This is a genomic window from Micromonospora sp. HK10, assembly GCF_000982955.1.
In the GTDB taxonomy this organism is placed as follows: Bacteria; Actinomycetota; Actinomycetes; order Mycobacteriales; family Micromonosporaceae; genus Micromonospora.
The window spans coordinates 40026-62194 of record NZ_KQ058825.1 but is presented as its reverse complement, the minus strand read 5'-3'; the positions used below and the strand labels follow the sequence as shown (position 1 = coordinate 62194).

At 74.2% G+C, this 22169-nt stretch carries 24 protein-coding genes; 10 read left to right on the top strand and 14 right to left on the bottom strand.

Annotated features, from left to right (window positions below):
- Window positions 1-164: 164 nt before the first annotated feature.
- From LQ51_RS14920 to LQ51_RS14910, 3 genes are all read right to left on the bottom strand, one after another.
- Window positions 165-461, bottom strand: coding sequence for a helix-turn-helix domain-containing protein (locus LQ51_RS14920; protein WP_255352236.1), 297 nt, complete (start codon window positions 459-461; stop codon window positions 165-167).
- Between the two features lie 542 nt (window positions 462-1003).
- A complete protein-coding gene (locus LQ51_RS14915; protein ID WP_046566211.1) occupies window positions 1004-1213 on the bottom strand; it encodes a hypothetical protein in 210 nt (69 codons plus the stop codon).
- Between the two features lie 11 nt (window positions 1214-1224).
- Complete coding sequence (locus tag LQ51_RS14910; RefSeq protein WP_046566210.1) at window positions 1225-2199, bottom strand: DUF6461 domain-containing protein; 975 nt, start codon at window positions 2197-2199, stop codon at window positions 1225-1227.
- Window positions 2200-2362: 163 nt separating this feature from the next.
- Here LQ51_RS14910 and LQ51_RS14905 point away from each other — a divergent pair, with 163 nt between their 5' ends.
- Window positions 2363-3022 carry an HAD family hydrolase gene (locus LQ51_RS14905; protein ID WP_046566208.1) on the top strand — a complete coding sequence of 220 codons (660 nt, stop codon included), beginning with the start codon at window positions 2363-2365 and terminating at the stop codon, window positions 3020-3022.
- Window positions 3023-3099: 77 nt separating this feature from the next.
- On the opposite strand, the gene LQ51_RS14900 is transcribed toward LQ51_RS14905, so the two are convergent.
- The 3 genes from LQ51_RS14900 to LQ51_RS14890 all read right to left on the bottom strand — a co-directional run bounded on the left by LQ51_RS14900 (window position 3100) and on the right by LQ51_RS14890 (window position 4882).
- Window positions 3100-3609 carry a hypothetical protein gene (locus LQ51_RS14900; RefSeq protein ID WP_046566206.1) on the bottom strand — a complete coding sequence of 170 codons (510 nt, stop codon included), beginning with the start codon at window positions 3607-3609 and terminating at the stop codon, window positions 3100-3102.
- Window positions 3610-3624: 15 nt separating this feature from the next.
- Window positions 3625-4176, bottom strand: a complete 552-nt coding sequence (locus LQ51_RS14895) for a hypothetical protein (RefSeq protein ID WP_046566204.1) — start codon at window positions 4174-4176, stop codon at window positions 3625-3627.
- Between the two features lie 133 nt (window positions 4177-4309).
- Window positions 4310-4882 (bottom strand): histidine phosphatase family protein, encoded by a 573-nt coding sequence (locus LQ51_RS14890; RefSeq protein WP_046566202.1) that lies wholly within the window; start codon window positions 4880-4882, stop codon window positions 4310-4312.
- Between the two features lie 169 nt (window positions 4883-5051).
- Between LQ51_RS14890 and LQ51_RS14885 the strand changes: the two genes are divergently transcribed.
- The 6 genes from LQ51_RS14885 to LQ51_RS14860 all read left to right on the top strand — a co-directional run bounded on the left by LQ51_RS14885 (window position 5052) and on the right by LQ51_RS14860 (window position 11101).
- Window positions 5052-5573 carry a SigE family RNA polymerase sigma factor gene (locus LQ51_RS14885; RefSeq protein WP_046566200.1) on the top strand — a complete coding sequence of 174 codons (522 nt, stop codon included), beginning with the start codon at window positions 5052-5054 and terminating at the stop codon, window positions 5571-5573.
- Window positions 5573-6793, top strand: a complete 1221-nt coding sequence (locus LQ51_RS14880) for a hypothetical protein (RefSeq protein ID WP_046566198.1) — start codon at window positions 5573-5575, stop codon at window positions 6791-6793. The genes LQ51_RS14885 and LQ51_RS14880 overlap by 1 nt, the downstream gene beginning before the upstream one ends.
- Before the next feature lie 265 nt (window positions 6794-7058).
- Window positions 7059-8237: a sensor histidine kinase gene (locus tag LQ51_RS14875; RefSeq protein WP_046566195.1), complete on the top strand. Its 1179-nt coding sequence runs from the start codon at window positions 7059-7061 to the stop codon at window positions 8235-8237.
- A 118-nt stretch (window positions 8238-8355) separates the two neighbouring features.
- The gene (locus tag LQ51_RS14870) at window positions 8356-9600 is read left to right on the top strand and encodes a hypothetical protein (protein ID WP_082159432.1); all 1245 of its coding nucleotides are present in this window, start codon (window positions 8356-8358) and stop codon (window positions 9598-9600) included.
- A complete protein-coding gene (locus tag LQ51_RS14865; RefSeq protein ID WP_046566194.1) occupies window positions 9570-10286 on the top strand; it encodes a response regulator transcription factor in 717 nt (238 codons plus the stop codon). Before LQ51_RS14870 ends, LQ51_RS14865 begins: the two co-directional genes overlap by 31 nt.
- Before the next feature lie 74 nt (window positions 10287-10360).
- The gene (locus LQ51_RS14860; RefSeq protein WP_046566269.1) at window positions 10361-11101 is read left to right on the top strand and encodes a hypothetical protein; all 741 of its coding nucleotides are present in this window, start codon (window positions 10361-10363) and stop codon (window positions 11099-11101) included.
- Window positions 11102-11177: 76 nt separating this feature from the next.
- On the opposite strand, the gene LQ51_RS14855 is transcribed toward LQ51_RS14860, so the two are convergent.
- A complete protein-coding gene (locus tag LQ51_RS14855) occupies window positions 11178-11930 on the bottom strand; it encodes a lysophospholipid acyltransferase family protein (protein ID WP_046566192.1) in 753 nt (250 codons plus the stop codon).
- A 98-nt stretch (window positions 11931-12028) separates the two neighbouring features.
- Here LQ51_RS14855 and LQ51_RS14850 point away from each other — a divergent pair, with 98 nt between their 5' ends.
- Window positions 12029-12412, top strand: coding sequence for a VOC family protein (locus tag LQ51_RS14850; protein ID WP_046566190.1), 384 nt, complete (start codon window positions 12029-12031; stop codon window positions 12410-12412).
- A 103-nt stretch (window positions 12413-12515) separates the two neighbouring features.
- On the opposite strand, the gene LQ51_RS14845 is transcribed toward LQ51_RS14850, so the two are convergent.
- The 6 genes from LQ51_RS14845 to LQ51_RS14820 form a co-directional block, all read right to left on the bottom strand.
- A complete protein-coding gene (locus tag LQ51_RS14845; protein WP_046566188.1) occupies window positions 12516-14576 on the bottom strand; it encodes an amylo-alpha-1,6-glucosidase in 2061 nt (686 codons plus the stop codon).
- Window positions 14576-14947, bottom strand: coding sequence for an SCP2 sterol-binding domain-containing protein (locus tag LQ51_RS14840; RefSeq protein WP_046566268.1), 372 nt, complete (start codon window positions 14945-14947; stop codon window positions 14576-14578). The genes LQ51_RS14845 and LQ51_RS14840 overlap by 1 nt, the downstream gene beginning before the upstream one ends.
- Window positions 14948-15227: 280 nt before the next feature.
- Window positions 15228-15644: a CBS domain-containing protein gene (locus LQ51_RS14835; protein ID WP_046566186.1), complete on the bottom strand. Its 417-nt coding sequence runs from the start codon at window positions 15642-15644 to the stop codon at window positions 15228-15230.
- 204 nt (window positions 15645-15848) lie between these two features.
- Window positions 15849-16874 (bottom strand): aspartate-semialdehyde dehydrogenase, encoded by a 1026-nt coding sequence (locus LQ51_RS14830; protein WP_046566185.1) that lies wholly within the window; start codon window positions 16872-16874, stop codon window positions 15849-15851.
- A gap of 225 nt (window positions 16875-17099) precedes the next feature.
- Window positions 17100-18446, bottom strand: a complete 1347-nt coding sequence (locus tag LQ51_RS14825; protein ID WP_046566184.1) for a M16 family metallopeptidase — start codon at window positions 18444-18446, stop codon at window positions 17100-17102.
- Window positions 18443-19735 carry a M16 family metallopeptidase gene (locus LQ51_RS14820; protein WP_046566183.1) on the bottom strand — a complete coding sequence of 431 codons (1293 nt, stop codon included), beginning with the start codon at window positions 19733-19735 and terminating at the stop codon, window positions 18443-18445. The genes LQ51_RS14825 and LQ51_RS14820 overlap by 4 nt, the downstream gene beginning before the upstream one ends.
- Window positions 19736-19815: 80 nt before the next feature.
- On the opposite strand from LQ51_RS14820, the gene LQ51_RS14815 reads away from it, so the two are divergent.
- On the top strand, window positions 19816-20580 hold the full coding sequence (locus tag LQ51_RS14815; protein ID WP_156313084.1) for a phosphodiesterase: 765 nt from the start codon (window positions 19816-19818) through the stop codon (window positions 20578-20580).
- Here the strand turns inward: LQ51_RS14815 and LQ51_RS14810 are convergent.
- Complete coding sequence (locus tag LQ51_RS14810) at window positions 20547-20762, bottom strand: hypothetical protein (RefSeq protein ID WP_046566263.1); 216 nt, start codon at window positions 20760-20762, stop codon at window positions 20547-20549. The two genes, LQ51_RS14815 and LQ51_RS14810, sit on opposite strands and share 34 nt — an antisense overlap.
- 309 nt (window positions 20763-21071) lie before the next feature.
- Here LQ51_RS14810 and LQ51_RS14805 point away from each other — a divergent pair, with 309 nt between their 5' ends.
- Window positions 21072-22157, top strand: a complete 1086-nt coding sequence (locus LQ51_RS14805; RefSeq protein WP_046566181.1) for a 3-deoxy-7-phosphoheptulonate synthase — start codon at window positions 21072-21074, stop codon at window positions 22155-22157.
- Window positions 22158-22169 lie beyond the last annotated feature (12 nt).

The window sequence follows — 22169 nt, the reverse complement described above, 5'->3', positions numbered from 1 at the left end:
CCTTTGTCCGTGTTGTCCGTATTGGCCACCACAGCATATGAGCCCTCTGTCCATGTAGGACGATCGATTCTGGGGCGCTGGGAAATTCGGCGGTGCTGGGCGTCGCTCGTCCCCACGGCCAACACGCGGACCGTGGGGACGGGCAATGCGGGAGGGGACGAGGGTCAGGCGACGTCGCGCTGTCGGGGAACGAGCCCGGCAGCCTGCTGCCCTATGGAAGGCTCACAAAAGCAGCACGGCTCTCCGTTGGCCCGGTGCGTGCAGTGCGCCGGGGCGACCGGGCATTCGGCCGCCTGCATCGCCTGCTCTCGCTGCTGAAGGATGTACGCGTCCAGGTCTTCGCGGGCGACCCTAATCTGATAGCCCACCTTGCAGCCGAGCAACTCCCCGCGCTGCACGAGCCGGCGAGCGGTGGACTTGCTGACGTTCAGCTCGTCGGCCACCTGGCCGAGCCTGAGCATCTCCCTTGCCATCTCTCTTCTCTCGGGGTCGGGCCGTGCCCCAGAGACGAAAAAGCCCGGGAGGCCACGGCATCACTTGGTGTCGATGCCATCGGAGGGCCCTCCCGGGTAGTGGTTGCGATCGCGCTTGCAGCTTGCGCGTGGACTCGCATACCAACGATGGTCTTGTCATTCAGTTGTGAGCGGCCCGAGCCACGGGGCGGCGTGACCGATGGTCTGAGGTGCCGCGCCCGGCTGCCCGTGGGCTGCCTGCGCCCACGAGGTTAGCCGTGGCCACGGGTGCCGAGCAACCGAATCGACTGAAGTGGACACCAGGCGGCCACCGGCCCCACCCGGCCCCACCCGTGTCACCCGTAGCCACCTGTGGTCAGGAGCGCTCAACCGCGCCGTTTCGCCTGGTCAGACGGCGGATTTGGTCACCGTTGGTAACGGCTGACGCGGCCAGATTACGCCTTCTAATCCCAAGGCCGCAGGTTCGAATCCTGCCGGGCGCACCCACCCCACCGCGGGTCAGCGCCGTCCCGACCGTGCCGACCAGGAGATCAGTTCCTTGGCCGTACGTGTTGCCGGTCCACACCGAGGCATCGACGACTGATGCCGCGTCGCCCGGCGAAGAAGAGCTGGAAGTAGCAGGGCGGGTCGGACTGCTCCACCTGGCCGAGCCGGATCGGCTGCTCACCGAGCGCGCGGAGGGCCTCGACGGCCGCCGCAAAACCGAGGGTCGGCGTACCGCGCTTGCTGATGAGCGCCATCCGCCGGGCGGTCAGCCAGCCTGCCGGACGAGGCGGTACAGCTCCCGGCGCACCGCCGGCCACTCGTCGACGAGCGGGTACCGCGCGGCGCCCACCGCGTCGACGACGGCCGCGCCCGCTACGGCCGCGTACAGGGCGTGGACGGCGTCGGTGCCGGCTCGATCCTCGGCGCCGTGGGCGGTGAGCCGGATGATCCGCGACCGGGTTTCCTCGTCCACGGTCAGGCCCTGCTCGACGGCCTCCACCACCTGCCGCGCCAGGTTGTCGTCGCTGAAGCTGAACCGCGTGGTCACCGCCCGCACGGCGAGCGCGAGCGCCGCCCGGCGCACCGGCTCCGGTGCGGCCCGCAGTCGCGCGTCGAGGTCGGGCTCGTAGTGACCGAAGTTCGAGGGCGGCCGTGGTTCCGGGGGAAACGACCCCAGCCTGACCGTCACCCACGGTCCGGCCTGCGGGTCGGCGCCCTCGTCGCTCATCCACTCCGCCGGCAGCCGCACGCCGGTCCGCCGCTCGACAAACGCCATCACCGCGGCTTTCACGTACCCGGTGCCCTGCGCGGCGCGCACGTCGTCCAGGTCGTCGTCGAACGCGGCCGGGTCGTCACCCCGCCGGCGGTCGGGATCGTTCATGTCCATCCAGGCGAGCACCTTGCCGTACACCGCGTAGGTGACGCCGCCGTTGCCGTTGATGGTCCAGTCGACTGTGTGCACCCGTACGCCGTCGCTGAGCCACCGCAGCACCTCAGGCTGGCCCAGCGCGCAGCCGTCGTCCTGGAACACCACCACGTTGGGGCCGATCTGCGCCAGGTCGGCCAGCTCACCCGGACGGTTGTCGCCCGGCTCCACGCGCCTGGCCCGCAGCCGCTTGATGACCCCGTCGACAGTGGCCTCGGCACTCGCCGGTTGGACCACCGCCCAGTTCAGTCCCTCCGCGAGCCACTCCCGATCGGCCAGGAAGTCGTCGTAGTAGCGCACCATGCCCGACACCATCCGCAGACAGTACGACGACCGTGTCCACCGTCGGCGCCCGTCCAGCGCCCACGGGGGCGGTGTAACCAGCGCCACCGGTGCGGACGCCCGGCGCGGTCCACGGGTCACCGGGGGCGCGCCCGTTGAGGAGATTGGCTCCAACCGGCCGGTACGGTTGTCGGCCATGCAGCGGTTGGCGCTCTTCGATCTCGACAACACGCTGGTGGACCGTACGGAGGCATTCCGGCGCTGGGCCGTCGAGTTCTGCGCCGATCACGGACTGCCGGACGACGAGTTGGCGTGGCTTCTCGTCACGGATCAGGACGGGGCCGTGCCCCGCGACCGGTTCTTCGGCGAGGTGACGGCGCGGTTCGGCCTGGCATCGGCGGACGACACCTGGAGGCGGTACCGACAACGGATGCCGGAGTTGGTGAGCTGCCGCCACGAGGTGCTGAGCGCGTTGACGCTGCTGCGTGCGGAGGGCTGGACGGTGGCGATCGTGACCAACGGCCAGGCCGACAACCAGCTGGGCAAGATCAGGCGTACCGGGCTGGACCGGTGCGTCGACGCCTGGGCAGTGTCCGGAGAGCTGGGTATCCGGAAGCCGGCACGCGAGATCTTCGCGGCGGCAGCGCGTGGCTGCGGCCTCGAGCTGCGGCACGGTGGCTGGGTGATCGGTGACAGCCCGGTGCTTGATGTCGAGGGTGGCCGCGCGGCAGGACTTGCCACCGTCTGGGTCGGTCGCGGGAAGGCATGGCCGGCGGAACTCGCCCCGCCGGACCGCACCGTCATGGACGTCGTGGCCGGTGTCGAGGTACTGCGCGGCTGGGACTCAGCCCGGTAGCCGACGGGCCAAGGCCGGGACGGCCTGGCGAGGCAGTCGAGGGGAAGGCCGGCGGTCCAGGACTTTCGTCGACGAGATCAGGTCGAGGGTGCGATGACCGCGTAGGCGGCCGTGACATCGGTCAGGTCCGGCCCGAGGTTGACCTGGATGCCGGTTGCGGGCAGCGGCATGCTGTTCCGGATCACGCTGCCGTCGCAGGGCAGGTCGCCGCTCGCCACGGGCACGTTCGCGTCCTGCCCGGTGCTGAGCACTTCGTACCGGATGACCCTGCGCGGACTCGCGGACAGGCACGCGGCGTCAATGGTGTACGGCCGGCCCGCGGTGGCTGCTCTGCGCGCCGTGCTGCTCATCGTCTGGGTTTTCGGGAGGTAGACGGTGCGGCTGATCTCGTCGGGGGTGACGGCGGGCAGCGCAAGATCCGGCGGGACCGCGGTCGTGGGCGGGGAAGACACGGTGCTGGCAGGCTGCGCCGAACTCGCTTGCGACGTGGGAGCGGCGGCGTCGCTTGCGCAGCTCGTACCGAAGGCAAGCAGGAGCGCCGAGAGCAAAGTGCACGCGCGGTGCGCGGACGGCATGGCGCTGATCATCGCAGGCCGCACACGCTATGGGCGATTCGGGCACACGGTCATGGCGTCCCGGTGCCAGTCGCTTCCGAGCAGGGTGACGGGATAGCTGACCGCTCTGGTCCGCGCGTCCCCGGTCTCCACCGAGAGCCGCAACGACAGTGGATCCGGCTGGAACGCGATCGCGCAGTCGAACCGCAGCTCGACCATGACCTGGCCGGTGCCGCCGGCGGGTAGCAGCCGGGAATCCTCGATGCTGCGCAGCACGACGCCGGGCCGCTCCGCGGTGACCCCGCGGACGGTGATCGGCGCGGGTCCGGCGTTGACCACCATCAACAGTCCGGACAGTTGCACGTAGCCCTGGGCGGACGAGCCCTCCAGGTTTGCCGATCGGGGCACGGCCACCAGTGCGACCACGGCGTTCCGCTCCCGCTGTGCACGCGAGTCCCGCAGCTTGCTGATGCCGACCCCGCCGAGCGCGACGCCGGCCACGAAGGCGGCGACGAGCCCCAGGGCGATCTTCCGGCCGGCCGTCACGGGGGCGGCGCCCGGCCGGGCCGGCCGCTGGTCCTGGTCGTCCAGGTCGATCATTGGCTGCTCCGCGGCATGGCGTGAGCCTAGGGCGCGCCGCACCGGCGCGCGGCCCGCCGCAACGGTGGGCCGCCGGCGCGCGGCCCGCCGCAACGGTGGGCGGGCGGCGCGCCGCAACGGTGCGCGGGCCGGGTCAGAGGTGCCCGATGTCGTTGAAGCACACCAGCGCGGGCGACCGCCCGGTCTCCCACCGCACGATGGTCAGCCCACAGTTGTCCTGGTTGAGGCCCGCCCACCGCCACGTCGGGGCGTCCAGGACGTGCCGGACGAACCAGCCGATCACGAAGTTGTGGGTGACCACGAGTTCGTGCCGATCCTCCGTGCCGACGGTGCCGAGCCGCTCGACGGCGGCCTGCAGGGCGACGGCGTCCTCGTCCCGCTCCTCCCCCGGCACCTCGTCCAGCCACGGCAGCAGCCGGCTCGGGTAGTCGTCGCGGCGTGCGGCGGACGGCACCGGCGTACGGTCCGCGGCCAGGTCGCAGGGGTGCCGGGGAACGCCCGGCAGGTAGTCCGCGATCACCTCGGCGGTCTCGGCCGCGCGGGGCAGCGGACTGTGGTGGATCGTCGTGAACGGCACGCCCTTGAGCCGGCGGCCGAGCCGATCCGCCTGGAGGCGGCCCAGCGCGGAGAGGCCACCGGACCCGGAATGGCCCTGCGCCGGATCCTGCTCACCGTGGCGGACCAGGTACAAAAGCGTGCGAGCCATCCATGCCCCCTCGTCGGAACCGGTGTTCCGCTCGATCCTGACAAACGGCGCAGCCCTCGGCCGGGCCGGGTCCGCGCTCCCCTCGACCGCCGTGCAACCTTTCCCTGGCCGGCGCCGACATAAGGACGACCAGAGCCCACCGTCCATGCCGTCTGAACAAGGGAGCAGGATGCGGCCCGACCTCGAACGGGACTACGTCGAGTACGTGCAGGCGCGGCTGCCCCGCCTGCACCGCACGGCGTACCTCCTCTGCGCCGACGCGTTCCAGGCCGATGACATCGTCCAGGCCACGCTCACCGCGCTCTACGTCAACTGGAAGCGCGCCACCAGCGCCGACAACCTCGACGGGTACGTGCACCGGATCCTGGTCCGGCGCTACCTGGACGAGCGACGGCGCGGGTGGTCCAGGGTGCTGCTCGGCGATCGCCTGCCGGAGGTGTCCGCCCCGGCCGGTCACGACGTCGAGGAACGGGACGCGCTGGTGACGGCCTTGCGGGCGTTGCCGAAGGGCCAGCGGGCCGCGGTGGTGCTGCGCTACCTCGACGACCTGTCGATCGAGGCGACGGCGGCGGCCCTCGGCTGTTCGGCGGGGAACGTCAAGAGCCAGTGTTCGCGAGGGCTCGCCGCGCTGCGCGAGGTGCTCGACGGGCGGCATCCGGTCGCGGTCGCAACGAAAGCGAAGGAGCGGTGATGAACGAGGAACAGGAACTGCGGGCCCGGCTCGAGGCGGTGGACGTGCCGCCCAGCCGTCTCGAGGTCGAAGCGCTCGTCCGCGCCGGCCGGCGGCGCGTCTTTCGCCACCGCTCGTTTCAGGGCGCCGGCGGCGTGGCGCTGGCGACAGCCGTGCTGCTCGCGGCGCCGTCGATCCTGACCGGCGCGGGGGGCGCGCAGCCGGCCGCGGGGCCGGCCGACCCGTCGGCCGCGACCGGCCCGGCTGCCGGGCCCGCCACGCGGCCGGCTCCGACCGGGCCGGCGACTCCCGGCGGCGCCGGCCGCGCGCCGACCGCGCCGGGCACCGGCTGCCCGGTCACGGAACTACCCGTGCCGCCCGGGATGACCGACGTCGCGGTCTCCGCGGTGGACCCGACCGGCCGGTACGTCGTCGGCAACAGCACGGTCGGCCAGAACTTCCGGCCGCTGCTCTGGACCGACGGGCAGCCGAAGGCGTTGCCGGTGACCGCCGCGTCGGTCCAGGCGACCGCCGTCAATCCCGCCGGGGTGGTGGTCGGCCTGGTCCAGGACGGGCCGGTGGAGTACGTCTTCCGCTACGAGAATGGCCGGTACACGCGGCTGCGCACCCCGGCGGGCAACTGGCACGTGTACCCGAGCCCGGCGATCAACGAGGCCGGCGACATCGTGATCAACGCGGAGCCGAGCGGGAACTCGGGCGGCGAGGGCAGCATCGTCCTGTTGTGGCCGGCCGGCTCGACGGCGGCGCAGAAGCTTCCCCTTCCCCCGGGTGCCAACGCCTACGCCGTCACCGACGACGGCACGATCGTCGGCGCGATGTACCGCGACGGCGCGGCCGTGGCCGCGTACGCCTGGGACCAGCGCGGCAAGGGCCGGAAGCTGATGGTGCCGGCGGGCGCGAAGGCGGCCGCCTACGCGGCGCGGGGCGGATGGGCCACGGGCGGCCTGTGGCCGTCGCAGACCGCCGCGCGGTGGGATCTGCGTACCGGCAGGGTCGACGAGCTGAAGACGGCGGGGCCGGGTGACGCGGTCAACGCGGCCGGCTGGGTGGTGGCGCACGGCTCGCTCGTGAGCGCGGACGGGCCCGTCGGGCTCGACGTGCCGAGCGGGCAGCGGGCGGTCGCGGTCGCCGTGTCCGACACCGGGCTGGTGGTCGGTCAGGCCCGCAGCGACGACGACGCCGGATGGCGGAACCTCGGACCGCGCGCCTGGCGGTGCTGATCCGGCGCCACGCGGTGGCGGGCCGGCCCGGCCCGGAGCCCGGCCGGCCGGAGACGACGTGCTCCGTCGGCCGGGCTCGGCGACCGTCGACGGGCGAACGTCGACCGTCCGGAGCAGGTGCTGGCGCCGTTCCGCCAGGTACGGGCTCTGCGCAGCGACGCGCCGCGTACGGTGGGTGACCGGCTGTAGGTCGACATGCTATTCTCCGTCGTCGATCTAGGCCGTGCGGACCCGACCGGGTCGCTGCCGGAAGGACACTCCCCCGATGCCGGTCGTAGCCGCCACGACCTCGCCGCCGACTCCGCTGGACCGGCCGGCCGGCGGCGCGTTCACGCTGATCTTCACCACCCTGCCGGCGCTGTTGCGGCTGACCTGCGGGCTGGCCGGCGGCGTGGCGGCCCTCGCGGTGAGCAGCCCGCCGGTCCGGGTCGCGCTGCTGCTCCCGGCGGTCGCCGCGCTGACCGCCTGGTCCGTCTGGTACGCGGTCCGCGCGTTCCGGCACGGCATCGGTGGCGCGCTGGTGGCCGGGGACGTCGCGCTCACCACCGCCGCCGGGTTGGCGATGCCGTGGCTGGTCGCGCCGGAGGTGCTGCCCGGCGAGGGAAGCTGGATCGCGGTGCTGGCCAGCACCACGGTGATCAACGCCCAGGCCACCGCGCCCGCCCGCTGGTCGGTGCCGGCCGGGCTGCTGGTGACCGCCGGTTACGTCACCGGCGCGACCGCCGCCGGGAACCCGGCGGAGGCCCGCGCGCACGCGGCCACCCTGCTGGTGCAGACCGCCTGCACGGCCGTGATGACCGCGGTGATGCGGCGTTGGCTCGGCCGCGCCGACGCCGCCTTCGCCGACTACCAGCGGCTGGCCCGCGACGCGGTGGTGGCCCGCACCGCCCGGGAGGCGGAGCGGCGGCAGAACCGGGACCTGCACGACACGGTGCTCAGCACGCTGACCATGGTCGGGCTCGGCGCGGTGGCCGGCCCGTCGGCCCGGCTGCGCGAGCGGTGCGCCGCCGACCTGCGCAGTCTCACCGCCCTGGCCGACGCCCGATCCGCGCCGGCCGGTGGCGCGACGGCCCTGGACGAGCGGCTGCGCGCGGTCCTCGCCCGGCTGCCCGAGCTGCCGGTCACCGCGACGCTGGTGCCGTGCACGGTGCCGGCCGTGGTCGCCGACGCGCTCGCCGACAGCGCGGCCGCCGCCCTCGCCAACGTGGCGCGGCACGCGGCGGGCGCGCCCGCCGCGCTGCGCCTGGACCGGATCGCGGGGACCGTCGTGGTCGAAGTGGTCGACGAGGGGCCGGGCTTCGACCCGGCCACCGTCCCCGCCCACCGGTACGGCCTGCGCGAGTCGATCCACGGCCGGATGTCCACGGTCGGTGGCCGCGCCGTGGTGACTTCCGCCCCTGGCGCCGGCACCCGCATCCGGCTGGAGTGGTCCGGTGGCCACTGAATCCGGTACGGCGCTGCCCCCGGCCGTCGCGGCGGCCGGTGCGGTGGCGGCGGAACCGGTCCCCGCCGGCGCGGCCCGCCGGGCCGTCCCGCGGTCCCGGGGGTCCGCGCCGGGCGCGGTGCCGGCCGCCCGGCCCGAGGCCGCGACGGTGGCCAGCGCCGCCGCCGACGCCTCCGACCGGGGTGCCCGGATCGCCGCGGTCACCATCGCGCTGGCCTGGCATCTGGCCATCAGCCTGCCCGCGGTGCTCGGCGCGTGGCAGCGGATGGCCGCCCCGGTGCTGGTCGGGGCCGGCTGGCTGGTCACCGCCGGGGTCGGCGTGGCGACCGGCGTACGCCTGCTGCGCGGCGGCCCGCCCCCGGCCCGGCGGCTCGCCGTGGCGCTGCTGGTGGTCGACGCCGTGGTCTTCGCAGCGGCCGGCAAGGCCGTCCTGTTCACCCCGGCGAACTGGGTGTGGAGCGGGCTCGCCTGGTTCTTCCTGCTGGTGCTCTGGCGGCGGCCGGTGGGCTGGCTGCTCATGCTGCTCGGCGCGCACGCGTCGATCGCCCTCGGCGCGGTGCTCACCCACGGCGCCACCGCCCCGGCCGACCTGACCCGCTACGCGATGTACGTCTACGGCACCTCCTCGCTGCCGGTGGCGGTCTTCGCCGGCGCGGCGGCGCTCGCCGCGCTGGCCCGGGACCGGACCCGTACCGCGGCGGCGGCCGGCGCGGTGGCGGCGGAACGGGTCGCGGCGGAACAGGCCCGCCAGGAACGGCAGGCCCGGCTCGCCCTGGTCAGTGGCACCGCCGAGGAGGTGCTGGCCGCCCTCGCGGCCGGCGACGCCGACCCGGCCGATCCGGAGGTACGCCGCCGGTGCGTGCTCGCCGCGGCCCGGCTGCGCCGGCTGATCGCCGAGGCCGACGACGTGCCGGACCCGCTGCTGCACGAGTTGCGGGCCGCCGCCGACCTGGCCGAACGCAACGGCCTGCCGATCGAGCTGATCGCCGTCGGCGCCCCGCCCGAGCTGCCCGTCGAGGTACGCCGGCGGCTGGCCGACCCGCTCACCGCGGCGCTGGCCGCCGCGCGGGACTGGGCCCGGATCACCGTCCTGGCCGGCCCGGACGAGGTGGTGGTCAGCCTGGTCACCCCCGACCACGACGGCCCCGACCCGATCGGCCTCGATCCGCCCCGGGACGGCACCGGCCGGCGGGACGACCCACCGGCCGACGGCCCGCGACCGGCCCCGAGCGCCGCCTGCCGGCGCGGCGGCCAGGTCACGGCCGGCGACCCACCCGAGCCGGACGGTGGCGGTCCGGTGGAACACGTGCACGAGCGGGACGGGGAGATCAGATGGACGCAGACGCGGTGGCGGAGGACGTGACCGGCGGACGGCCGATCGGGGTGGCCATCGTGGACGACCATCCGGTGGTGATCGACGGGGTGCGGGCCTGGCTGGCGAGTGAGCCGCGGCTGCGGGTGCTGGCCACCGGCGACGATCCGGACGTGGTGCTGCGGGCCGCCCCGGAGGCCGACGTGGTCCTGCTCGACCTGCGGCTGCACGGGCGGATGGTGCTCGACAAGCTGGCCGAGCTGAGCGCCGCCGGGTGGCGGGTGGTGGTCTACTCCGAACACGGCGACCCGGAGACCATGCTCGCCGCGCTGGACGCCGGCGCGGCCGCCTTCCTGGCCAAGCACGAGGGGCGCGAGCACTGCGTGGCGACCGTGCTGGCCGCCGCGACCGACCGCCCGTACGTGCCGCCGACGCTGGCCGGCGCGATGGTCGGTGACCCCCGGCCGGACCGGCCGGCGCTGTCCGACAAGGAACGCGAGGCGCTGCTGCTCTGGTTCCAGTCGATGTCGAAGGCGTCGGTGGCGCGCCGGATGCGGATCAGCGAGCACACCGTGAAGCAGTACGTCGACCGGGCTCGGATCAAGTACACCCGGGCGGGCCGACCGGCCGCCACGAAGGCCGCCCTGCTCGCCCGGGCGATCGAGGACGGGCTCGTCCGGCCGGAGGAGATCGGCATCTACCGGTCACACGCGCAGACCGACCGGCCGACCCCCTAACGGGTGTCATGACAGCGGCTGTCGGCTGGGCGACGCTTGACGTACCGCCGACAGACTCCGGGGAGGTCGTGACCGTGCTGGAGGACGCCGCTCCCTTCTTCATCGGCCCGCACCGCTTCGACGCGGACGACGAGCCGGCCCGTCCCGTGCTCGACCGCCGCTACACGCTCGTCCCCGAGCCGGGCGAACGGGTGCTGGGGCAACACCAACTGCGGGTGACCGGGCACCTGCTCGGGCCGACCGAGCGCACCCGCGTCTGGCGCCTCCCGTCGCCGGCCACCGTCACCGTGACGGACCGGCGCCTGGCGTACGTCTGCTCCGGGTCGGAGCTGTCCCTGGTCCCCGGGCGGGGCGGCCGGACGGGGGCCCGGCACCGGCGCCCGGCCCGGCTGTCCCGCCTGGTCAGCGGGCAGATCCGCTGGCAGTGGCCGTCCCGGCTGGAGCTGGTCGACGGCCCGGACGGCGGGGTCGAGCTGCTGGTGGTGTGCGACGCGCTGCGGACGATCCGGCAGCCGGCGCTGGCACTCACCGGCCCGGTGGCCCAGATCGGCCCGCTCTTCCGGCAGGTACGCCGCGCGGTGGCCACGTTCCGGCTGGTGCACGCCGAACTGGTGGACCTCTCCCGGCAGGAGCGGGACGCCCTGCTGAGCCGGGTGGACGCGGCCGGGCCGGCCCGCGGCACGGTCACCCTGCCCGGGGCACTGCCGGTGGAGTTCCTGTCCCGGGACGACTACTACCGCCCGACGGCGCAGGAGTCGCCGGCCTGGGCCCGCCCGGAGTCCCCGGCCCGGGACCGTCCCGGTTCGGCCTGCTGACCTGCCCGCTCGGCCCGGCCAGACTCGGGCTCTGCCGACCCCGCGCCGGACCGGTCGCGGGGGTAGGAGTCGACCGTCAGGAGGCGCTGGACGTGCGGCGGCCCGCCCGGTCCAGCTCGGCGGCCTGCTCGGGGGTGGGCGCGGTGCCGCCCAGGTGGGCCGGCTGCCACCAGGCGTCGTCGGGGCCGGCCGGCTGCTCCGGGTAGTCCCGCTGCGCCTGGTCGACCAGCGCGGTGAGCCGGGCGCGCAGCGCGGCGGTCATGGCGTTCGCGTCCGGGTGCTCGGCCGGGTCCATCGGCTCGCCGACCAGGATGGTGATCGGGGTGTGCCGCCGGGTCAGGGTGCGCGGCCGGCCCTTGGTCCAGAGCCGCTGGGTGCCCCAGAGCGCGACCGGCAGCAGCGGCACGCCGGCCTCCTGGGCCATCCGGGCCGCCCCGTTCTTGAGGTCCTTGACGGTGAAGGAGCGGCTGATGGTCGCCTCGGGGAAGACGCCGACCACCTCGCCCCGGCGCAGCGCGCTGACCGCCGTGGCGTACGAACCGGCGCCGGCCGACCGGTTCACCGGGATGTGCTTCATGCCGCGCATCAGCGGACCGGAGATCTTGTGCCGGAAGACGGCGTCCTTGGCCATGAAGCGGACCAACCGGCGGGACTCGTGCGCGCCGTACCCGCAGAAGATGAAGTCCAGGTAGCTGACGTGGTTGCTGGCCAGCACGGCACCGCCGGTGCGCGGCACGTGGTGGCTGCCCCGCACGTCCAGGCGCAGGTCCAGGATCCGGAACATCGTCTTGGCGGCGGTGATCACGGGCGGGTACACGAGTTCCGACATCCACCAACTTTACCCCGAGTAGGTTACGGGACCGTAGGCACGAGCTGCGTTCCTCGACACCGTCCTTCGGGCCGGCGGGCCCGACTACGGTGCAAGGCATGCCCGAGCTCGCCTCGATCGTGATCCACTGCCGTGATCCCTACCTGCTCGCCCCGTTCTGGAGCGTGGTCACCGGCCTGCCCGTGGCCGACGAGGACCGGGTGAAGCTCGCCGAGCGTTCCCTCGGCCCGGACGAGGCGGTGCTGCTGCGCGACCCCGGCGGGCGCCGCCCGGACGTCTGGCTCACGCCCGCCGCGCAGCTGCCCGGCCCGGGCCGGATCCACCTCGACCTGGTCGGCGACGCCGAGGAGCGGGCCGCCGTGCTGGAGGCGGGCGCCACCGTGATCCGCGAGCTGCCCCGCTGGACCGTACTGGCCGACCCGGAGGGCAACGAGTTCTGCCTGATCCCGCGCAACGAGCCGGACCCACGACCGGTGGACTGACGGCGCCGGGACACCACCGGCGCGGCGGCACCTCGGGACCGGCGGCACCCCAACGGCCAGCGGCGGCCCAGGACCAGCGGCACGTCGCGACCGGCCGGCCGGGTCAGCCGTCGAGCTTGTCCAGCTCCAGCCGGCCCCGCGCGAAGGCGTCCACCCGGCCCCACCGGCCCGGGATGTCCAGCACCTCGATCCGTCCCATGCCGATGGGCAGCCGCGGGTCGACGGCCAGGTGCCCCTCGTGCGGCTCCAGCCCCAGCATGGTCCGCAGCAGCAGCAGCGGCGTCCCCGTCGACCAGGCCTGCGGGCTGCACGCCGTCGGGTACTCGACGGGGAACTTCGTCAGCTCCCGCTGGTAGCCGCCGAACGCCTCCGGCAGCCGGCCGTCGAAGTACCGCGCCGCGTCCAGGATGCCGCTGGCGACCTGGGCCGCCTCCTCGGCGAAGCCGTACCGGCGCAGCCCCCAGGCGATGAAGGAGTTGTCGAACGGCCAGATCGTGCCGTTGTGGTAGCCGATCGGGTTGTAGCGGATCTCGCCCTCGGCCAGCGTCCGTACCCCCCAGCCGGACCAGAGCCGGGGCCCCACCAGGTGCTCGGCGATCTGGCCGGCCCGATCGTCGTCCACGATCCCGCTCCAGAGCAGGTGCCCGATGTTGGAGCTGAGCACGTCGCACTGCCGGCCGTCCGGGTCCAGCGCCAGGGCGTAGTAGCCGTGGTCGGCGACCCACCAGTCGCGGTTGAACCGCTCCTTGAGCGCCGCCGCCTCCCGCTCCAGCTGCTCGGCGTACGCCGGGTCGCCCCAGAACTCCCGGGCCAGCCGGGCGGCGCGCATCTTCGCGTCGTACGCGTACCCCTGCACCTCACAGGTGGCGCGCGGGAAGGGCGGCAGCGTGCCGTCGGCGTACGAGATCGAGTCCCAGGAGTCCTTCCAGCACTGGTTCTCCAGGCCGGTGTCGGTGTTGCGGCGCTCGTACCAGATGTAGCCGTTGCCGAGCAGGTCGGCGTAGGTGTCCATCCAGCGCAGCGCGGCCCGGCACTCCTGCTCCAACTCCTTGACCAGCGCGGCGTCCCCGGTCCACTTCTCGTACTCGTCGAGCAGCACCACGAACAGCGGCGTGGCGTCCACCGAGCCGTAGTACGGCGAGTGCGGCTGTTCCTCGAAGGCGGCCGTCTCCCCGTAGCGCATCTCGTGCAGGATCCGGCCCGGGTCCTCCTCCCGGAAGTCGTCGAACCGGGTGCCCTGGAGGGCGCCGAGGACGCGCAGCGTGGTCTTGGACAGGTCGGGCGTGAACGGCAGCACCTGCAGGCAGGTGAGGATGCTGTCCCGGCCGAACATGGTCATGAACCAGGGCAGGCCGGCGGCGGGGAGGGTCTGGCCGCCGAGGGAGAGCGGCGAGAAGCGCAGCGCCGCCAGGTCGATCAGGCTGCGCCGGTACGTCGAGCCCAGCTCGACGTGCTCGGTGTTCACCTTCGGTGCCCGGCGGATCCACTCCTCCAGGTCGTGCTGGAGCGCCGACCGTTCGCCGCCGTGCGCCCGCAGCCCCATCCGCAGGTCCCGGCCACCCGGCCCGACGGCGAACGTCTGCACGTCGATGGCGGTGTCCCACTGCTCGTTGGGCTCCAGCCGGATGCTGTACGCGAAGCCGTTGCGGTCGTACCGGGCCGGCTCGGACGACGAGATGACGGTTTCCCGCTTGAAGTTGCCGCGCCGGTAGCCCAGCCGCAGCTTGTCCGGCTCGGCCTGGCTGTAGATCTCGCCCTTCTTGTTGAGGATCTCGTCCTTGACCTCGAAGAGGTCGGCGAAGTCGGAGGCCGCGTCCATCCGGATCTCCAGCTCGACCGGCTTCTCGTCGTGGTTGAGGATGGTCAACCGCTCGCGGAAGCTGCCCCCGACGGCCCGCTCCCGGATGATCGACAGCTTGGCGTCCACGTAGTGGGTGGCCAGGCCGGGCACCAGGAAGAAGCGCGCCTCGTAGTACTGGAGGTCGTCGTAGGAGAGGGCGTTGAGCCGTTCACCGTTGACCGTCAGCACCCACTTGGACAGGAAGCGGGTGTCGATGGAGAAGAGCCCGGTCGGCTCGGTGGGGGTGGCCTCGATGTCGCCGGTGTCCTCGGAGACCACGAAGGTGTTGCCGTCGAGGATCCGGATCGTATTCGTGTCCGCCATCAGCGGGCCTCCTCTCGGAACGCGTGGTGCGGACCCTGGGAGTCCGGCGGGCCGGGAAAGAGCCGCTCGACCTGGAGCACCAGGCGCAGGTCGCCGGTGACGGTCATGTCCCCGCGCAGCAGCGCGGCGATGGCGTTCTCCTCACCGCTGACCAGTTCGCCGAAGAGCCGCGGATCGGCGCCCACCACCGTGTCCGCCTCCTGGTCCTGCTGCCGGACCCGGAGCTTGCCCCGATCGATCTCCAGCAGCCAGTGCGTCGTGTGCGCCCCCTCGTGCAGGTCGAACCGCATGGTGCCGGCGGTCTTCGCCAGCAGGGGCTCGTACCCCCGCCGGTCCATCTCCTCGAAGAACCTCGTGGTCGCGTCCACCATCGGGTCCACTCCTCCCGCGAGCCGCGGCGTTCGACGTCGGAGAAGGGGTCCCCGCCGGACCCGGCGTCAACCTCGCCCGGTTCGGGTGAGCTGGTCCGGGTGAACCAGCCCCGGGCCCGCACCGGCGCCGGGCACCCGGGAGCGGGATGCGGCACATCGTGGCATCCCGGCGCAGGGATGCCACGATTTAGCCGCAATCCGTGACGCCGCCCCGCCCGGCGGGGACGGCACGCGAACGCCGGCCCCCGAACCGGGGGCCGGCGTCACCGCGGCGGTCAGCTCAGTTGTTCGGATCGTCGGCGCTGATGTCGGCCAGCACCGACTGGGGCTCGCGCTCCACGGCCAGGTCACCCATCGAGACCAGCCCGATCAGCCGGCCGTCGTCGAGCACCGGCAGCCGGCGGACCGCGTACGTCCGCATCAGGTCGGCGGCGGCCACCGCGTCGTCGTACTGGCTGACCGTCACCACGTCCTTGCTGGTGATCTCGTTGAGCCGGGTGGTGTTCGGGTCCAGGCTCTCGGCGACGCCCCGTACCGTGATGTCCCGGTCCGTGACGATGCCGACCACGTTGTCGCCGTCGGTCACCACCACGTCGCCGATGGCGCTGTCGCGCATCTCCTGGGCCGCGGCGGTCAGGGTGTCGTTGCCGTCCATCGTCACCAGCCGGGTCGTCATGAATTCTCCGACCGTTGTCATGGTGCTCCCCTCTCGGTGTCGGCACCGCCGTCTACCCGCCGCCCGGGGCGGGGTAACCGTCCCGCGCTCACCGCCGGCGGGCCGGCCGGACCGGCGCCGACGGGCCGGCCGGAACGGCAACCGGCGGGCCGGCCCGAACGGCAACCGGGCGGGCCGGCCCGAACGGCGCGGGCGGGCCGGAACGGCGCCGACGCCGGAGGGGGGTCAGCGGCGCTCGGCGGCGACCAGTTCGGCGAGCTGCACGGCGTTGAGCGCGGCGCCCTTGCGCAGGTTGTCGTTGGCGCAGAACAGGGCCAGGCCGTGCTCGGCGGTCTCGTCGGCCCGGATCCGCCCGACGTACGTCGGATCCTGGCCGGCGGCCTGCAGCGGGGTCGGCACGTCGGAGAGCGCCACCCCGGGCGCGCCGTCGAGCAGTTCGCGGGCCCGCCCGGGGCTGATCGGCCGGGCGAAACGCGCGTTGATCTGCAGCGAGTGGCCGGTGAAGACGGGCACCCGCACGCAGGTGCCGGAGACCTTGAGGTCCGGGATCTCGAGGATCTTGCGGCTCTCGTTGCGCAGCTTCTGCTCCTCGTCGGTCTCGAAGGAGCCGTCGTCCACGATCGAGCCGGCGAGCGGGAGCACGTTGAAGGCGATCGGCCGGGCGAAGGAGCGCGGCGCGGGAAACTCCACGGCCGAGCCGTCGAAGGTGAGCCCGGTGGCGTGCTCGGCCACCTTGCGGACCTGCTCGTCCAGCTCGGCCACCCCGGCCAGGCCGGCGCCGGAGACCGCCTGATAGGTGGCGACCACGAGGCCGACCAGCCCGGCCTCCCGGTGCAGCGGGCGCAGCACCGGCATCGCGGCCATGGTGGTGCAGTTCGGGTTGGCGATGATGCCCTTGGGCCGGTCGGCGATCGCGTGCGGGTTGACCTCGGCGACCACCAGCGGCACCGCCGGGTCCGTCCGGAACGCCGACGAGTTGTCGATGACGACCGCACCGGCCTCGGCGACCCGGGGGGCCAGCTCCCGGGCGGTGCCCTTACCGGCCGAGAAGAGCGCGATGTCCAGGCCGCGGTAGTCCGCGGTGGCCGCGTCCTCGACGGTGACCTCGCCGTCGCGCCAGGGCAGCGTGCGCCCGGCCGACCGGGCCGAGGCGAACAGCCGCAGCTCCTCCACCGGGAAGCCGCGCTCCGCCAGCACCTGCCGCATCACGCCACCGACCTGGCCGGTGGCCCCCACAATGCCGATCCTCATGCCCGCGAGGCTACCCAGCGGGGCGGCCGGACCGGGAACGCTTTCCCACCGCCCGGGCCGCCCGGCGGGCACCGGGGGCCGGCACCGGCCGGGCGTGGCACCGGCAAACGATCGGGCGGCCGGAGCACGGCACCCGGAAGATCGCCCGCCGCCGGCCCGTCCGGCCGCAGCATCCACGGCCGCGACCGGCCGGCCCCGACCACCCGACGCGACCAGGATCACACCTCAGGCGGTGTGGTCGAGCACCTCGCCGAGCCCGGCGGCGACCAGGTCGTCGCGGATGACCGCCGCGTCGCCCTCGACCACCAGGGTGAGCGAGTCCGGGTGCAGGTGCGCCGCGGCCGCCGCGGACACCTCCTCGACGGTCGCGGCAAGCAGCGCCTCGCGCAGCCGGGCGTGGTAGTCGTCCGGCAGGTCGTGCACCACCAGCGTGGTCAACGCCGACGCGATCGCCCGCGGGCTCTGCAGCTCGACCGAGAGCTGGCCGGCCCGCCAGGACCGGGCCACCGCCAGCTCGTCCTCGGTCACCCCCGTCGCCTGGGTACGCGACACCTCGCCGACCGCCTCGACCAGCGCCGGCGCGGTCACCGCGGTCTGCACCCCCGAGCTGATTCCGAACCGCCCGAACCGGCGGGACGAGGCGAAGTCGCCCCGGATGCCGTACGTGTAGCCGCGCACCTCCCGGATCAGGTGGTTGAGCCGGGAGGTGAACGCCCCACCGAGCACCGTCCCGGCGAGCGTCATCGGCACGTGGTCCGGGTGGGCACGGTGCGGCGACGGGTGGCCGAGCCGGAGGGTGGACTGCACCGAGCCGGGCCGGTCGACCAGGATGACCTTGCGCCGTCCGGCGAGCGGCACCTCGATCGGCTCGCCCTTCACCACCGGACCGCCGCCGCTGCCCGCGAACGCCGTGGCGGCGAGCGCGTCCAGGTCGATCCGGTCCAGGTCGCCGGCGACGATCAGGGTGCCCGGCCGGATGAACCACTCGGAGTGGAAGACGGTCACGTCGTCCACGTCCAGGGCCGCGACGCTCGCCGGGTCGCCGTACATCGGCCGGCCCCAGCGGTTGTCCGCGCCGAACAGGTCGGCCCGGAGCACCGCGTCGGCCCGTGGGCCCGGGTTGGCCCAGTCCATCCGCAACGCGGTGGCCTCGTCGTCGCGGACCCGCAGCACGTCGGCCGGGTCGAGCCGGGGCGTCCGGACGGCCTCGGCGAGCAGCGCGACGGCGGCGCTCAGCCGGTCCACCGGGACCTGCACGCTGACCTGGAACGAGTCCCAGTCCAGCCCGGTCACCAGCTCGGTGCCGAGCGCCTCGATGGCCAGCGCGTACGCGGTGCCGTCCCGCTGCGCGGTGCCTTCCTCCAGGGCCTTGGCGAGCACCCCGCCGAGCCCTTCCTTGCCGACCGGCTCCCGCCCGGCGCCGGCGTCGAGGAGCAGCAGCGCGACGGCCAGGTTCTGCCCGGGCAGGTGCGCGGCGACGACCTGGCCGCCGGCCGCGCTCCGGCGGACGACCTGCGGGAACCGGTACGGTCGGGCCGCGCCGGGGCCGGGGCGGGTGGCGATCAACGTCATGACTGCTCCTCGGGCAGGTAGGTCAGGGTCGCCCGGTCGGCCGCACCGAGCAGCTCGGCGGCCTGCTCGGCGATCTGCCCGGCGGTGACCGCGAGCCAGCCGGGCAGCCGCTCACCGATCTTCGCCGGGTCACCGAACTGGGTGGCGTACCGGCCGAGCACGTCGGCCCGGCCGTCCACGGTGGACATGTGCCGCCACCACTGGGTGCTCAGCAGCGCCTTGGCCCGGTCCAGCTCGGCGGCGGTCACCGGCACGGTGGCCAGCTCGTCGACGACCTCGGCCAGCCCGGCGCGCAGCCGCTCGGCGTCCACCCCGGGGCGGGCGGTGGCGGTGGCGATCAGCGGGGCGGGCGCGTACGCCAGGTCCACCCCGTACGCCCCGACCAGGTCCGGCTGGGCGATCCGCTCGCCGTCGGCGAGCCGCTGGTAGAGGCGGCTGCCCCGGCCGGTGCCCAGGACGGTGGCGAGCACGGTGGTCACGTCGTACCCCGGGGTGCCGTAGGGGTGGGTGCGGTGCGCGAGGTAGACGCGGGGCGCGGGCACGTCGGCGACGACGGTCTCCGTGGCGGGTTGCCCGGCGGGTGGCACGCTGCGCCCGTCCGGCGCGGCGGGGATCTCCGCGCGCGCCGGGATGGCCCCGAAGTACTTCTCGGCCAGCGCGAACACCTCGGCCGCCGGGGCGTCGCCGACGACGGTGAGCACCGCGTTGTTCGGCGCGTAATAGGTGGTGTGGAAGGCCTGGAAGGTGGCCAGGTCGGCGGCGTTCAGGTCGGCCATCGACCCGATGGTGGCGTGATGGTAGGGGTGGCCGGGCGGGTAGAGCAGCGGGAGCAGCCGCAGCCAGGCGTCGCCGTACGGGACGTTCTCGTAGCGTTGGCGGCGCTCGTTCTTCACCACGTCGCGCTGGTTGTCCAGCGTCTCCTGGGTCAGCGCCGGCACCAGGCCGCCCATCCGGTCGGCCTCCAGCCAGAGGGCCAGCTCCAGGTGCTCGGCCGGGACCGTCTCGAAGTAGTTGGTCCGGTCCGGGTTGGTGGTGGCGTTCAGCGAGCCGCCGGAGCCCTGGATCAGCTTCATGTGCTCGGTCTTCGCGACGTTCACCGAACCCTCGAACATCAGGTGCTCGAAGAGGTGGGCGAAGCCGGTCTGTCCGTCGGGTTCGTGCCGGGAACCCACGTCGTACCAGAGGTTGACCGCGACCGCCGGCGCGGTGCGGTCCTCGCTCACCACCACCCGCAGGCCGTTGTCCAGTCGGGTGGTCTCGATCGGCCAGGGGTAACCGCTGTCGGGCATGGCACGACGCTATCCGATCTCGCGGGCGGAAAGGGGACACGTGGAAGCATCGTCGGCCGGTGCCGGGGTACCCGCCCAGCATGCCCACCCCCGCCTCCACCGCCCGGCCGCTGCGGGCCGCGGCGCGCCGCCGGGCCGGGGCGGCCGTCGAGCGGGCGGCCGCCGCGCTGGCCCGCCGCCGGCACGCCCGGCTGCTGCATCCGGCCGGCCGCACGTTCGCCGCCGAGGTCCTCGTCTGGGGTACGCCCGGCCGGCCCACCGGGATCGACCTGCTCGACCGGCCCGGCCGCTGGCCGGCCACCGTACGGCTCTCCAAGGGGGTGCCCACCCCGGGGAGCTGGCCCGACGTGCTCGGCCTGGCGGTGCGGCTGCACCGGGACCCCGAGCCGCCGGTGGACCTGCTGGTCAGCTCCAGCGGCGCGGCGCCGGTGCTGCGCCACCTGCCGCTGCCCCGGCGCCGCTTCACCGGGACGTACACCTCGATCATGTCGTTCCGGGCCGGCCGGCGGCGGCTCTACCTGGCCGCGCTGGCCGATCCGGAGTCGCCGGAGCTGGGCCGCGACCTCGCCGCCGTCGCCGCGACGGTGGCCACCGACCAGCCCCGGCTGGTGCTCGCGGTGGCCTCGGCGGCCGGACCCTGGCGTCTCTTCGGCGAGGTACGCCTGGACCGCCGGCGCGGCGCCCGGGAGGACGCCGCGCTGGCCTTCGATCCGATCGGTAACGCGCCCCCGGGGCTGCGCGTCCGGGGCCTGCTGGGCTGGCTGCGGGACACCAGCTACCGGGGCTCGCGGCGGGCCCGGGGCGCGAGCGCTCAGTCGGGCGGCTCGACGGGGGTCACGGTCTGATCGGAGGTGCGGTGCTCCAGCACCGTGTCGGGCGCGGCGTTGCGGTCCTCCTCCCGGATGTCCGATTCGGTGAGGATCGCGTCGGCCTGGGCCTCGGGATCGTCGCTGCCCGCCGCCGCTTCCTCGGGCAGCAGGTGGGCGCGGGACTCGATGCGTTCCTGGTCGCTCTGCTCGTGGGTCATGCCGTACCCCATACCCCCGTCGGGGCGCGGCGGAACGGCCGGGCGGCGCCCGGCGCGAGCGTCACGTCCCAGCATCCGAAACAGCAGGGTGAGAGCGGCCCATCACGTCGGGTACGCTGGCCCCCGTGACGCGGTCGTATCGATGGTTTAGGCAGCCGGCTGGAGGAGCCGGTGACTCGACCATGAGCTGACGTCACTTCCTCTTCGAGCCGGCCGGGCAGGGATCATTCCCTGCCCTTTCGCGTACGAGCAGCCGGCTCGACCTCGGGCGCCGGCCCCGGGGGCACGGTCGGCGGAAGGAACCCCACCGTGACGACCCCGGACGCCCATCGCGTCATCGACCAGCGGATCGACCGTGTCGTGCCGCTGACCACCCCGGCTCTGCTGCTCCACGAACTGCCCCTGGACCCGGCGCGCACCGACGCGGTGCTGGCCGGCCGGCGGGCCGTCGGCGGCGTGCTGGACCGCGCCGACGACCGGCTGCTGGTGGTGGTCGGCCCCTGCTCCGTGCACGACCCGGCCGCCGCTCTCGAGTACGCGGGCCGGCTCCGCGCGGCCGCCGACCGGCTCGCCGACGACCTGCTGGTGGTGATGCGCGTCTACTTCGAGAAGCCGCGCTCGACCGTGGGCTGGAAGGGGCTGATCAACGACCCGGGGCTGGACGGCTCCGGCGACGTCAACGGCGGTCTGCGGACCGCCCGGGCGCTCCTGCTCGACGTGCTGCGGCTGGGCCTGCCGGTGGGCTGCGAGTTCCTCGACCCGATCACCCCGCAGTACATCGCGGACACCGTGGCCTGGGGCGCGATCGGCGCGCGGACCGTGGAGAGCCAGGTGCACCGCCAGCTCGCCTCCGGCCTGTCCATGCCGATCGGGATGAAGAACCGTCCGGACGGCAGCATCTCCACGGCCGTGGACGCGATCCGCGCGGCGGGGGTGCCGCACGTGTTCCCCGGCATCGACGTCTCCGGCACCCCGGCGATCATGCACACCCGGGGCAACGCCGACGGGCACCTGGTGCTGCGCGGCGGCGGCGGCCGGCCCAACTACGACGCCGGGTCGGTGGCCGGGGCGCTGGACCTGCTGCGCGCCGCCGGGCTGCCGGAGCGCGTGGTGATCGACGCGAGCCACGCCAACAGCGGCAAGGACCACCGCAACCAGCCGCGGGTCGCCGCCGACGTGGCCGCCCAGCTCGAGGCCGGCCAGCGCGGCATCGTCGGCATCATGCTGGAGAGCTTCCTCCAGCCCGGCCGCCAGGACCTCGATCCCACCCGCGAGCTGGAGTACGGCAAGTCGGTCACGGACGCCTGCATCGGCTGGGACACCACCGCCGACGTCCTCGACCACCTCGCCACCGCCGTCCGTGCGCGCCGCGCCACGCTGCCCACCCCGGCCTGACGTCCCGAGCGC